The 13,707-nt window shown below is 65.2% G+C and carries 10 protein-coding genes; 6 read left to right on the forward strand and 4 right to left on the reverse strand.

Features of this window, described 5'->3' with window-relative positions:
* Positions 1-16: 16 nt before the first annotated feature.
* Positions 17-1,852: a sigma-54-dependent Fis family transcriptional regulator gene (locus tag BJ997_RS12315; protein ID WP_035838926.1), complete on the reverse strand. Its 1,836-nt coding sequence runs from the start codon at positions 1,850-1,852 to the stop codon at positions 17-19.
* A 168-nt stretch (positions 1,853-2,020) separates the two neighbouring features.
* Here BJ997_RS12315 and BJ997_RS12320 point away from each other — a divergent pair, with 168 nt between their 5' ends.
* From BJ997_RS12320 to BJ997_RS12340, 5 genes are all read left to right on the forward strand, one after another.
* Positions 2,021-3,877, forward strand: coding sequence for a hydantoinase/oxoprolinase family protein (locus BJ997_RS12320; protein WP_035838929.1), 1,857 nt, complete (start codon positions 2,021-2,023; stop codon positions 3,875-3,877).
* A gap of 42 nt (positions 3,878-3,919) precedes the next feature.
* Complete coding sequence (locus BJ997_RS12325; RefSeq protein WP_035838931.1) at positions 3,920-4,387, forward strand: acetone carboxylase subunit gamma; 468 nt, start codon at positions 3,920-3,922, stop codon at positions 4,385-4,387.
* 2 nt (positions 4,388-4,389) lie between these two features.
* Positions 4,390-6,516: a hydantoinase/oxoprolinase family protein gene (locus tag BJ997_RS12330; RefSeq protein ID WP_035838933.1), complete on the forward strand. Its 2,127-nt coding sequence runs from the start codon at positions 4,390-4,392 to the stop codon at positions 6,514-6,516.
* Positions 6,517-6,568: 52 nt separating this feature from the next.
* Positions 6,569-8,917 carry a hydantoinase B/oxoprolinase family protein gene (locus BJ997_RS12335; RefSeq protein WP_035838935.1) on the forward strand — a complete coding sequence of 783 codons (2,349 nt, stop codon included), beginning with the start codon at positions 6,569-6,571 and terminating at the stop codon, positions 8,915-8,917.
* 87 nt (positions 8,918-9,004) lie between these two features.
* Positions 9,005-9,814, forward strand: coding sequence for a hypothetical protein (locus BJ997_RS12340; protein ID WP_035838938.1), 810 nt, complete (start codon positions 9,005-9,007; stop codon positions 9,812-9,814).
* Between the two features lie 3 nt (positions 9,815-9,817).
* On the opposite strand, the gene BJ997_RS12345 is transcribed toward BJ997_RS12340, so the two are convergent.
* The 3 genes from BJ997_RS12345 to BJ997_RS12355 form a co-directional block, all read right to left on the reverse strand.
* On the reverse strand, positions 9,818-10,972 hold the full coding sequence (locus tag BJ997_RS12345; RefSeq protein WP_084141582.1) for an SDR family oxidoreductase: 1,155 nt from the start codon (positions 10,970-10,972) through the stop codon (positions 9,818-9,820).
* Positions 10,973-11,075: 103 nt separating this feature from the next.
* Positions 11,076-11,297, reverse strand: a complete 222-nt coding sequence (locus BJ997_RS12350) for a PLDc N-terminal domain-containing protein (RefSeq protein ID WP_035838941.1) — start codon at positions 11,295-11,297, stop codon at positions 11,076-11,078.
* Positions 11,298-11,414: 117 nt separating this feature from the next.
* Positions 11,415-12,260 carry a bacteriorhodopsin-like gene (locus tag BJ997_RS12355; RefSeq protein ID WP_084141585.1) on the reverse strand — a complete coding sequence of 282 codons (846 nt, stop codon included), beginning with the start codon at positions 12,258-12,260 and terminating at the stop codon, positions 11,415-11,417.
* A 217-nt stretch (positions 12,261-12,477) separates the two neighbouring features.
* Between BJ997_RS12355 and BJ997_RS12360 the strand changes: the two genes are divergently transcribed.
* A complete protein-coding gene (locus BJ997_RS12360) occupies positions 12,478-13,701 on the forward strand; it encodes an MFS transporter (protein ID WP_183323800.1) in 1,224 nt (407 codons plus the stop codon).
* Positions 13,702-13,707: the final 6 nt, after the last annotated feature.

Below are 13,707 nucleotides of genomic sequence, written 5' to 3' on the forward strand. Positions count from 1 at the left end.
TGGCCGGTGCGGACAATTAGGCGGCGGTGATGCCGAAGCTTTTGAGCTTGCGGTAAAGCGAGGAGCGCGCTATGCCGAGGGCCTGCGCGGTGAGCACCCGGTTACCGTCGGCCTCGTGCAGGGCGTTCACAATGAGGTCTCGCTCCCCGGCCTCCATGGGTGAAAGAAGACGGCGAGCGCCGCTGTGGCAATAGCCCGGCAAGTCTTCGGACTGGATCTCCCCGACGGGCCGCTTCACGAGGGCGGACTCGAGGGCCTCCTCGAGCTGGCGGATGTTGCGCGGCCAGGTGTAGCGGCACAGGACGCGCATCGCGGCGGCCCCGATGGTGACACCGCGCGGTCCGGTCAGGGTGGCCAACACACGGGTGGCGATCTGCGGCAGGTCATCAAGGCGGTGACGGAGCGGTGCGACCGTGACTGATGCATCGAATCGCGCCAGCAGTTCGGCGAACGGCAGCCCGGGGTCGAGCGTGGGTCCGGTGACCGTTGCGGCTACCGTCACCGGCCAGCGACTCGCGGCGAGCGCAACCAGAAAACGATCGAGGCCCTCCGCCGCCTCTGCGGTGAGGTGGTCGATGTTGGTGAACACGTAGAGCATTGGCCCCGACTCCGCGTGCAGCCCGGCATCGGCCGCGGGGAACGTCAGGGTATTCGCGGTCACGTCTTCGGCAGCCCACACCCTGCTGCGTCCCGCGGGGACGACGCGGTGATAGAGATCCACGATCAGGGAGAGCTTGCCGCTGCCTGACTCCCCCATCACGAGCAGCGTCTTCCGTTGGCGCAGCGCGTCGACGATTGCAGTCGCGGTGCGCTTGCCGAGAAGCGAGCGGTCAACGCCGTCGACGGCTGGATCCTCGACGGCTGCGTCGATGCTTGTCACAGGGGCTGCAGCGCGCGCCGGCGCCGCAGCAGCCTCTGAGACGATGTCGACGATCATCACGATGCCCGCCACGTTGTCTCCCACTCCCACCCGGGTACCCCGGATGTGCACGACCTTGCCCGAGAGCAGCTCGATCTGGTCGACCGGGGCGCCGCGGCCCATCGCGAGGTAGCGGCCGTGCTCGTGGATCGCCCATTGTTCGGCGGGTTCGAACAGGCTCTGCGCCACGGCGTTGCCCATCACCATCGTGCCGCCGATCGCCATCACGGCTCCGCGGCTGCGGGCATCCATTCGTACGTAGGCTTCGAACAGCGCCTGCTGGCGTTGGCTGCGATCCACGAGCAGATTGCGTTCGATTTCGTGGGCGGCCGACCGCACAAGCGAGCGCATCAGGGGGCTGGAGTCCTGGCTCAGGCAGCTGATATCGAGAACGCCCTCCACTCGTCCGGTCAGCGGGTCGTGAATCGGGCTCCCCGCGCAGGCGAAAGGCTGCAGGTGCTCGGTGAAGTGCTCAGGGCCCACGATGTAGAGCGACTGGCCAGACTCGATCACAGTGCCGATGCCGTTGGTCCCCACCGCGCCCTCGGCATAGTTGAAACCAGGGGCGAGTGAGACCTGGTCGAGCAGGGTTCCGATGGTCTTGTTGGTCTCCGAACGGCTGAGGATACGCGCGCGCGCATCGGTGAGCACGATGCTCAGCGGCATCTGGGCCATGTCGTCGCTCAGCCGGGCGATGACCGGTTTGGAGCAGCGCACCAGGCGCCCGGTCAGGTCGAGGTCGCTGTGGAAAACAGCCTGCGCGGTGGCCGCGTTGACGCCGGCCGAGAAGGAACGCTGCCAGGACGCGGCGACCACGCCGGCTACGTCTCCGGCGATCACCCCTGGCGCGGCGGGCGTATCGGCCGGCCCGAAGCGAAGAAAATCGGCGCGCGCCGCAGCAATCCTTAAACGCCGAGCGGCGGTTTCGGGCATATCGACTCCTTTGTGGACTCTGCAAGCATGCCCCTTGGATGGCCGAGAGCGCTAGCCAACGGGTGTCCCAATGTGGGACACGCTGCCGGTTACGGCCTGGGGCACGCTGGAGTCCGCGGCCCCTTCGAGAGCCGCCGGGTCATTCCACACCAACGCAAAGGAGCGCTCATGGAACGTTTGATCAATATCGACAACGGCGGCACACTCACGGACATCGTGGTGGGAAGCGGAACGGATTTCACGTTCACGAAAACCCTCACAACACCCGTCGACCTGTCGCAGTGCCTCTTCGACGCCATGACTAAGGCGTCGACTCAGCTGTTCGGCGAGCCCAACCTCGCCGAACTGCTCCACTCCACCCGCCACATCCGCTACTCGTCGACGCAGGGCACCAACGCTCTCGTCGAACGCAAGGGACCGCTGATCGGACTCATCACCGATGATCCCGAACTCGCAGCCACCCTGCGGGCCACCGAAAAGTCGGCTGGCCTCTTCGACGACCTCATCGGCGGACGGATCGCGGTCGTCTCCACCACCGGCTCGCTGGACGAGCTCGCAAGCGAACTCGTTCTGGAGATCAACCGGCTGACCACCGCCGGCGCCGAACGCCTCGTTGTGGCCGCGAGCAGCCTCGAACGCGAGCACCTCTACAAACGCACGATGCTCAAGAACTTTCCGCGACACCTGCTCGGCTCCGTTCCCATCCTGTTCTCCAGGGAATTCGCCTCCGACACGTCGAGGGACCGCCAGATCTGGTCGGGGATCCTCAACTCGTTCCTGCACCCCACAGTCGAGCGCTTTCTCTACAGCGCCGAGCACCGCCTGCGTGCGTACAAGGTGAAGAACCCGCTCTTGATCTACCGCAACGACGGCGCCTCTTCCCGCGTCGCCAAGTCGGTGGCCCTCAAGACGTACTCCTCCGGACCCCGCGGCGGACTTGAAGGGACCCGCGCCCTCGCCGAGGCCTACGGCCTCACCAACGTGCTGATGATCGACGTCGGCGGCACCACGACCGACGTGGGCGTCGTGAACGACGCCACGATTTCGGTGGACCGCCGCGGCTCGATCCAGGGTGTCGACATCTCCTACGAAATGAGCAACGTGCATTCCACCGGTGTGGGCGGCAGCTCGATCATCGCCGTGCACGACGGCGCGATCACCGTGGGACCCGAGAGCGTGGGCGCCGCTCCCGGCCCCGCATGCTTCGGGTTCGGCGGCACCCAGGCCACCATCACCGACGTCAACCTGCTGCTCGGCGTGCTCGATCCCGAGACCTACCTGAACGGCGAAATGGCACTCGACGCCGAACGGTCCCGCGCCGTGATCACCAGGACCGTGGCCGAGCCACTCGGAATCACCCTCGAGGAGGCCCTCGTGCGCATGGAAGAAACCTACTCACAGCGCCTCGCGCAGTCCTTCGCCGGTCTCGTGCTCCCGACCGGCGAAACGACCCTGGCTGCGTTCGGCGGCGGCGGACCGATGAGCGCGTGCAGCGCCGCCCAGATCGCCGGTGTTCACCACGTCCTGGTACCGCGCCTCGCCGCGGTGTTCTCCGCCTATGGCATCAGCTTCTCCGACATCGCCCAGACGTATGAAACCGACGTCACCGGCTTCACGCCCGAGGCCATCGAGGCCGCGAAGCAGACGATGACAGCGGATGCCGGCCGGGACATGTTCCAGGAAGGTCACGAGCTCAGCGCCTGCGACCTCGATTGGAAGGACATCTGCGAGGACGGCAGCGAGATCCTGTCACTGACGGCCACATTCCGCCTGCCGCACCCGACGCTCACGGGCGGTTCCCCCGCCGACGCGACCGTCGCCGTGGCGAGTGGAACACGCCAGGTGCGCTCGGGCGCCGACCAGATCGACACTGTGTCGGTCTACCAGCTCGACGAGCAGGCACCGGGGGCCGCGGCAGCCGGTCCGGCCATCGTCGAAGGCCCGTTCTTCACCGCCCGGGTTCCCCTGGGCTGGAGTCTGAAGATTTCCACGGCCGGCGACCTGCAGCTGACCGACATCCGCTGAATCTCCCAACCCATTTTGTTTCCCCAGAAAGGTAAGAACACAATGCGCGTTCCCATGACGGAGTACCTCTTTATAGACCTCGACACCGAACGGTGGATCTGCCGCGTCTGCGCTCACGATTTCGGCGATGCCCGCGGCAACTACAAGGAGGGAACCCTGGTCTACGACCGGGACCCTCGCGAGATCCATCCCCCGGTCATCGACCCGGAGAAGTACGAGTTCACGTTCTCCCCCGACCCGACGTTCTGCCGCATCCTGGAGTTCTACTGCCCCACCTGCGGCACCCAGATTGAGGCCGAATACCTGCCGCCAGGGCACCCGCCCACCGTCGACATGCTCTGGGACATCGATTCCCTCCGCGAGAAGTGGGAAGCCCACGGCGGCAACCCTGAAGAGGTCGTGAACTACGGTCCCGGCGAGAACGCCGTCACTGACCTGAGCGCTCGTTTCGACTCCGTCGGCGGCCACTCGCACGCACATAGCGGCACCACCACGACTGAAGGGCACTGACCGTGAAACGCATATCGGTAGACATCGGCGGCACGTTCAGTGACTGCTTCTTCGTGTGGGACGACATCTACATCGAGTCGAAGGCTCTCACGACGCACCACAACCTGGCGCTGGGCTTCAACGAGGCTCTCGATCGGGCCTGCGACCGGGCCGGGATCTCACGGGAAACCGCGCTCAAAGAGGTCGACTCCGTGCGCTACGCCACGACCCTCGGCACCAACGCCCTGATCGAGGGCAAGGGGCCGCGGGTGGCGGCCATCGTCACCCACGGCTTCGAAGACACGATTCCGCTGTCCCGGGGCCGCGGCTACGGCGAGGGCCTCGACGGTGTAAAGCAGGGCGACATGCCCGACGCCCAACGCCCAGACCCGCTCGTGCCGCGCCGCCTCATCCGCTCGGTCAAGGAACGCATCGACTCGGTCGGCGAGGTGCTCGTGCCGCTGATGTACGACGACGTGCGCACCCAGGTGCGCGATCTCGTGAACAACGGTGCCGAGGCGATCGTGATCGCTCTGACCAATGCCACCGAGAATTCGGTGCACGAAGACCGCATCCTCGAGATCATCCTCGAGGAGTACCCCACTCACGAGCTCGGCTCAATCCCCGTGCTGCTCAGCAGCCAGGTGTCTGGGCGCAAGGGCGAGTACGTGCGGGCCATGGCCACGATCGTGGACGCGTTCCTGCACGAGACCATGTTCCACGCCCTCAACCAGCTGTCCAACAACCTGCGTGACTCGGGTTATGAGAAGCCGATGCTCGTGATCCACAACTCGGGCGGCATGGCGCAGCCCAACTCGACGGATGCCCTGCAGACGATTCACTCCGGACCGATCGCCGGTGTCGGCGCGGCCCAGCACCTCTCCGAGAGCACCGGGCTCGGCGACGTGGTGTCGATGGACATGGGCGGCACCTCGTTTGACATCGGACTCGTGCCGGAGGGCGGCGTGCGACACTACGACTTCCAGCCCACCATCGGCCGCTGGATGGTCTCGGCGCCGATGATCCACCTCAACACCCTCGGCGCGGGCGGTGGATCGATCGCCGCGTACAACCGGATTCACCACGCCATTCAGATCGGACCGGAGTCCGCCGGCTCCGACCCGGGCCCGGCCTGCTACGACCGCGGTGGCCTGCGCCCCACTGTCACCGACGCCGACCTGGTGCTCGGCTATCTCGATCCTGACAACTACGCGAACGGCCACATCAAGCTCAACAAGAAGCGGTCGATCTACGTGATCGACGAGACGCTCTCCGACGAGCTCGACCTCGACGCGGTCGAGGTCGCCAAGGTGATCAAGAAGACCGTCGACGAGCAGATGGCTATCGGCATTGAGAAGGAGCTGCGCTCGCGCGGCGGACTGATCGAGGACTACACGATGCTCGCCTACGGCGGCAACGGCCCCCTGCACGCCTGCGGAATCGCGGCGAGCGCGGGTATCAGCCGCATCCTGTTTCCGCCGTTCGCGTCCGTGTTTTCCGCTCTCGGCGCCGGCAACATGCGGCCGCTGCACATCCACGAGCGCAGCGCCTACGTCGTGCTGTACGAGGCCATCAAGCGCAGCCTCTACAACAAGTACGAGGCCCTCAACGGCTACATCGCCGAACTCGAGGAAAAGGGCGCCGAGGACCTCGTGCGCCAGGGTTACGACAGAGCGGATGTTCGCTACCGGCTCGAGATGGACATGCGCTACGGCAATCAGCTCGTCACCACCGCCGTGGCATTCGATATCAACCGCGTCAACGGCGTCGCCGACGTGCTGCACCTCATCAAGACGTTCTCGGAGATCTTCGGCGAGCGTTACGGCGAGGGCACCCAGGCGCCCGAGGCCGGCATCCGCGTGCAGACCATTCGGGTGGCGTCCTACATCGAGGGTGAGGTGATTGCGTTCGAGTCGATCGAAACCGGTGGCGAGAAGACCAAGCCGGCGCCGGTCACCCACCGCAAAGTGCACTTCACGAGCATCACCGGGGCAGTCGACACCCCCGTCTACGACGCCGATGCCCTCAAGCACGAGTACGTCATCCACGGACCGGCGATCGTGACCACGGAAAACACCACCTACCTGGTGGAACCGGGTTGGCGCCTCGAACCGACAGTGCAGGGGGCCGTATGGCTGCTGAGCGACTGACCACCCCCTTCACTTTTTCTTCAGCGAACGCAAGCAAAGGAGCTTGAGCACAATGACACTGACAACAGACGAATTCGTACCGGCCGGCCAGCAGGACGACGATTCCCGCGGCAATGATTCCCAGGAGCTCACCACCCAGGAGCAGCAGTGGGTCGACAAGTTCATGGATGAGACCACCCTCTTCCTCGGACCAGACCCGGCAATCATGCGCCACCACGAGATCATGCCCAGAACGGCATACGAAGAGGAATGCATCAGCCAGGGCATCAACCCGCTCGAGATCGACCGCATCCGCAAGCGCCTCGCCGGCGCCCTCGACGAAGCCTTCGAGATGTGTGAGAGCATGGGCGCCGCCCCCGGCGCCAAATGGGCCGATCTGTCCTGCGCCGTGTATACCGCGGAGGGCGACGTGACGTATCTCTCCAACCGCGGCGTCATCGCCTTCTCTGCGGTGCTGCACCACCCCATCCGCTACATCATGAAGAACTGGAAAGACGAGCCCACCGTCGGCATCAACGAGGGTGACGGCTTCTTCCACAACGACTCCCGCTTCGGCATGGTGCACAACACCGACCAGTCGATGCTCGTGCCCGTGATTCGCGGCGGAATCATAATCGCCTGGGTGGGCGCCACCATCCACGAGGGAGAGAACGGCGCCTGCGAACCGGGCGGCATGCCGTCGGGCTCGGAGACACCGTTCGATGACGGGCTGCGCGCCTCCCCGATCAAGATCGTGGAGAAGGGGCACCTGCGCCGCGACCTGCTCACCTTCCTGCAGCACTCCACCCGCGACCCCAAGCTCATGCTCGCCGATATCAAGGTGAAGATGGGCGCCGTCAAGCGCATCATGGACACCGTCGACCGCCTGATCGACGAGGTCGGCCAGGAAACCTTCGTGGCGTCCCTTCGCGTCACCGTGGAGGACGTGGAGACCGAGGTGAAGCGCCGCATCGGCGAACTGCCCGACGGCACTGTCACTTTCAACCAGTTCGTGGACTCCACCCTCAAGGAGAACATCCTGATCAAGTTCGCCTGCAAGATCACCATCAAGGGCGAACGCATGATCGTCGACCTCACCGGAACGGGCCCCGAGATCCTGAACCGGGCCATCAACTCTCCGCTCGCGTCGACCAAGTCGTTTATGGCCCAGGCGATCTTGTCGTACTGGTGGCCGGATCTGCCCCGCTCGACCGGTGCCCTGTCGCCGATCGAGGTCATCACCGAGGAACACAGCTGGGCGGATGCGGGCTACGACGCTCCGGTCGGACAGTCGCTGCAGGCGTCCTTCCGCGGTTTCTCGGCCCTGCAGACGGCCTTCGCGAAGATGCAGTTCTCGTCCCCCCAGAAGTACTCGAACGTGGTCGCCCCCTGGTTCAACCAGATCAACGACTTCCTCTGGGGTGGCACCACGCAGAACGGCGAGCAGGTGGGCAACCTGTGCGCCGACCTCAACGGCATGGGCGGCGGCGCGAAGGCGTTCCGCGACGGTGAAGACGCCGTGGCTCCGCTGTTCTGCGCGATGGCCGACATCGGCGAGCAGGAGGTGATGGAAGAAGAGGTTCCGTTCCTGCAGCTCGTGAGCAAGCGTATGGTGCGCGACAACCAGGGCTTCGGCAAGTTCCGCGGTGGCATGGGCTACGAGATGATCGTGGCCTCGCGCGGCACGCCGAGCTGGGGGTTCATGACCGTGACGAGCGGCTCGAAGTTCTCCTCGGTCCCCGGCATGTTCGGCGGTTACGGCTGCCCCGTCTACCCGCTCGCCATGGTCAAGGGCATCAACATCTACGACATCATCCAGAAGGATCCCACCCAGTTCAACCTGTCGATGGAACGCGTGATGAACGAGCAGCCCTTCGAGGGCGGCGACTACCAGTCCGCGCACATGGGACTGCAGTTCGACGTGGCCAAGGAGGGCGAGCTGTATATGATCGCCCAGGGCGCCGGCGGTGGCTACGGCGACGTGCTCGAACGCGACCCTGAGCTCGTGGTGACCGACCTTGAGCTCGACCGGATCTCGGCCCACACGGCGTCGACGATGTACGGCGTGGTCTGGGAGCCCGAGACCTACGTGGTGCACGAGCAGGCCACGATCGAACTCCGCGCCCAGATGCGCCAGGACCGCATCAACCGCGGTACCCCCTACAAGGAATTCATCCAGGAATTCGTGAAGGAGGAGCCGCCGGCCGAGCTGTTGTACTTCGGCTCATGGGGCCAAGACAACGACGAGGAACTGTTGGCGACCCACTGGGGCGGACTTGAGCCCGAGCGGGTGAAGGGCAAGCTCGAGGACCTGCCGCTCATCATGGTTCCCGACCGCCGGGTGCTGAAGATCAGCAAGCTTGAGGCGCGCGTACGCGAACTCGAAGAGAAATACGGCGAAGTGGTCGAGCACAAGTCCTGACCTTGACTTGATCCGTGGCTGCGGGACCGTCTCCTTACGGTCCCGCAGTCACGGGTCGAACTACGTGAACCAACGACAGGAGACACCGTGACCACCTCGCTGACCAACGTCATCGCCCGGCCGCCCACTGGGCGCGCCCGCGCCGTGCTGCTCGATAGCCATGACTACGCCCAGGCCGTGCTGCTGCAGGGCAAACCGGTGCCATGGCTCGAGCCGATGGCGTACTCCAACTTCTTCGGACAGGCCCAGGCACTGCTCAAGTCGGATGTCGCCTTGCTCAGCCTCGACCGCCTGTACGCCCATCAGCTTGCGGCCAACCCCCACCTCCAGTCGGCGATGAGCGCCAAGACTCGCACCGGTTACGCGCTGCGCACCCTGCTCGCCGACCCCGACGTTCTCTCGTACGTCACGGAATTCGCCGCGACCTTCAGCCAGACGCAGCGCGCGCCGATCGTGCTGCAGATTCCGTCTCCCATGCAGTGGCTCGCCCGTACACACCACTTCTCCGGCACAACGGATGTCTCCGGTCTCGATGCCGACGACGGCGAGAACGCGTCGATGTACGTGGCGGATTGGCTGCGCAGCTTCGCGGGCCTGAACATCGCGGGCGTGCTGATGGACGCCCGCACGCTGCCCGGCGCGGGCAACACTGCCCCGGTTTCCCTCGACACGTATTCACCCATCGCCAACGTCACGGAGCACTACCGGTGGACTCTGGCGCTGCGCACCGCGGGCGCCATCGACGTGCATGGGGCATCCGCTTCGGGCGCCATCATCCGTGCAGACTTCTGGCTGGAGGAGGGCCATTCCCTGCCAGACGGCGACTTCCTCCTCGGCGAGATTCCTGCCGGGGCGGTGCCGGAGGAGGTACTCAATCGAATCCTCGCGCTGATCTGAGGGCTACCCTCGCGTCGGCTGCTCAGTCGCGCCCGGGATCAGGCGCTCGACGCGCAGGCGGTTGAAGAGTTCCGTGAAGGAACGTTCGGTGCGCCGATAGCCGAGGAAGCCGGCCTCCCGGCTCTTGCTCATGTCGGTCATCACCTCGATGTTGCGGCCAAGGTCGCCGTCGGTGTGCCACCAGGATGCGAGGCGTGTGCTGTCGGGCTCGATCAGGTCGTATTTCTCCGCGATCGAGCGCCACTCACTCTCGGCGTCGGCCATCTGCGTATCCAACGGCCGCGGTTCCCCCACGAACCCTTCGGGCTCAACCCCGAAGTAGGCGGCGAGGCGCGGCCACATGGAACGCCAACGGAAAATGTCGCCGTTCGCGATGTTGTAGGCCTGGTTTTCCACGCCGGGAGTGCTGGCGGCCCACACCATCTGGTCGGCGAGCAGGCCGGCATCCGTCATGTCGGTCACCCCGTTCCACTGGGTCTCCGATCCCGGAAAGATGAACGGGCGATTGAATTCGCGGCTGATGGTCGCCTGCACGGCAATCGTGGACCCCATATTCATAGCGTTGCCCACGGCGTGCCCCACCACGGTGTGGGCGCGGTGTACTGACCAGGCGAACCCCTGGCGCGCGGCTGCGGCCCACAGCTCGTCTTCCTGGGCATAGTAGAAGTTGTTGACCGGCAGTCGCGGTTCTTCCTCGTGGAAGGGCGTGTCGGCCATTTCGCCGGCCGCGTAGGCCTCGAACGGGCCCAGGTAGTGCTTGAGCCCGGTCATCAGGGCGACGTGCTCGACTCTGGTGTGCTTCAGCGCTGCGAGCAGGTCGCGGAGCATTCCCGCGTTCACGTCGATGTTGGCGGCCTCGGTCTCTTGCCGGGACCACGCGGTGAAGAACACGTGGGTGGGGTGCTCGTCGCGCAGGGCGCGCTCCAGGTCCGTGGCAGATCGCAGGTCGGCCTGGACGTGGGTGGTTCCCTCAACTGCGGCACCGGCAGATCGGGACAGGGTCGTGACCGGCCATCCGTCGACCAGGAGCCGATCACGCACGGCGGAACCGGCTATTCCGGTCGCCCCTACGACGAGCGCACGGTGGGGCAGAGAAGAGGGAGTGGAAACGATGGGTGGATCCTTCTGTCGGGGGCGGGGACGAAGTGGATGCTTCATGCCACTGTCGATATATAACGCCTTGCGACGTCGCGTATTCCACGTTCGTGTTCGCAGAGCGGGGTTCAGGCTGGCCACGTCCTGGCCTTACCGCCCCGATGCTCTAACGCGGCAGGCGCCCCCACACGAAGTACGTGATGGGGCCGACGAAGTTGACGGCGATGACACCCGCCCAGATGGCTTTGCGGCCGCGCACCGAAGCCGCCGGTCGCCGGGCCAGATCGTTCCAGGCCGCGGCCGCCAAGGTGAGCTGCACAGCCGTCCCCATGATGGTCGCGGTCTTGTGAGCCGGATCGAGATCGCGGAAACTCTGTACCTTCTTCATGCGTTCCTCCACTGCCGGCGCCGGTGTGCCCCCCAGTATCGTCAGGTGCCGGGCTGCGCACAAGGGCCCGGTCGAACGGTCATCCGTTCAGCCGAGCCCTGATGCGATTGCCGATGGTTACTGTGCGTTGCCCGCAGGCTTGGCTGCCGAGGTTACCTCGCGCGCGTCCTCCATGGACAGTTCGTCCAGGGCGAACGCCGAGTCATCGGCGAACGACTTGATGCGGGCTACACGGTAGATGATGAGGCCGTAGAGGCACTTGGCCAGAATGTCGGCCACGGAGTAACCGATCTGCTTGCCGACCCAGGCGTCTGCACCGTCCGCACCGATTGCGGGCAGGAGGTAGGCGATCGGATACACGCCCCAGGTCGCCAGGAGCAGCACGCGCAATCGGCTGATTGTCTTGCGCACAGCCGGCGGCTGGCGGTCGAGAGATTTCGTCAGCTCGACGAACAGGACCCAGAGGATGTAGACGAACGGGATGGTGGAGAGGAACCCGAAGATGCCGCGGGTGAGGTTGTCACCGCTGATCTCACCCGGGTAGCCGAGTGCGATCATCAGAGCGGATGCCGGGATGAGCCGAACCAGCAGACTGGTTTGCATCTTCCGGGCAAGGGCCAGAACGGCGATGAGCTCAAGCAGGAGCAGCGGCACCGTCAAGAGCCAGTCGACATAGCGGTAGCCCTCGTTGAATCCGGCGCCGGCCGCCTGCGTATACATGCCCTTGCCGCCGACGGCATCCGTCACAAAGGCTTCCGTGAACGAATTGAAGATGCGGAAGTAGTGATACGCCGCGATACCGCAGACGATCGCGGCCACCGTGATGGCTTGGCGGTAGCGCGGGAGAATCCGCTTCAGGCTGATGATGAGAAATACTGATGTGAACAGCTGTGCGGCGATGACGAGCGAGAAAATGTTGTAAACGGTGTCGTATTGTGACTGGGTGAGGGAATCAGGTATCACGATGTCCTTCTGCGAACGAGAATGTTACGGCGGATGGGAGAGTGTGATGTGCGGTGAGTGGATGGTTACCTGAAATTGCTTTCAGTTATCTGTGATCTTACGCCGAGCTATCCTCAGTTAACCCTCTTTCCCCCCGGTCAGGGGGGCAATTTTGTTTACTTTTCCCCACCCCGACAGGACGACAAAAGGACCCCTCGTGACCTCTCCCTCGCTCGGCATGGCGACAGGACACATCCCCGCTCAGAGGCGTGTCGTGAAGGTACTGGTCGCCGGGCAGATTCTCGGCGGAATCGGAATGGGCGCCACCCTCTCACTGGGCGCCCTGCTGGCCGCCGAGCTGTCCGGCTCCAGTGCGTGGTCGGGCATGGCGGCCACGATGAGCACCCTGGGAGCAGCCCTCGTGGCGGTACCTCTGGCCCGATTGGCGCAGGCCCGCGGCAGACGCGTCTCTCTCTCAACCGGTGCCCTAACAGCCGGTACCGGTGCCGTACTCGCCATCACAGCGGTTACCGTGAACTCCTTCCCGCTGCTCCTGCTCGCCCTGATGCTTCTAGGCGCGGGCTCCGCCACCAACTTGCAGGCGCGATTTGCCGCCACGGACCTCGCCAATCCGCGATTCCGCGCCCGGGATCTCTCTCTCGTCGTCTGGTCGACGACCATCGGGGCCGTGCTCGGCCCCAACCTGTTCGGCCCCGGCGAAGTCGTCGGCGCCGCCCTCGGGCTCCCACCCCTGACGGGCGCGTTCGTTTTCTCGCTGCTCGCCACCGTCGCCGCAGCCCTCGTCTATTCGCTCGGGCTGCGTCCGGATCCCCTGCTCACCGCGCTCGCAGGGCGCGCAGCGTCGGCGCCAGCCGGTCCCCCGCGGGGCGGCCTCGCCATCGTGCGGACAAATTCTCTTGCCCGCTATGCCGTGGTGGTGATCGCGCTGAGTCACATGACCATGGTGGCGCTGATGTCCATGGCGCCCATTCATCTCCGAGACCACGGCGCGACCCTCACCATCGTCGGCCTCACCATCAGCCTGCACGTGGCAGGCATGTACGCCCTGTCGCCCATTTTCGGCTGGCTCTCCGACCGGATCGGCCGGCTTCCCGTTATTCTGGGCGGACAGGCGCTCCTCCTGATTGCTTTGACCATCGCTTGGCGCAGCGACGGGTCCCAGACAACCATGACGTACAGTCTCATCTTTCTCGGTCTCGGCTGGTCGGCATCCGTCGTGGCCGGCTCGGCCCTTGTGTCCGAAGCCGTCGGAGTGCACGACCGCGCCGGCCTGCAGGGGTTCTCAGACCTGTCAATGAACGCGGCGGGCGCGCTCGGCGGAGCGCTGGCCGGCCCACTGCTGATCAGCGTGGGCTACTCCGGCCTGGGCGTCACAGCCATGGTGCTGGTGGCGGTTGTCGTCGCGTCGTCTCTAGCGCGACTCGCGTCTCGACGCGTCTGAACCCCG

Source organism: Cryobacterium roopkundense (assembly GCF_014200405.1).
Lineage (GTDB): Bacteria > Actinomycetota > Actinomycetes > Actinomycetales > Microbacteriaceae > Cryobacterium > Cryobacterium roopkundense.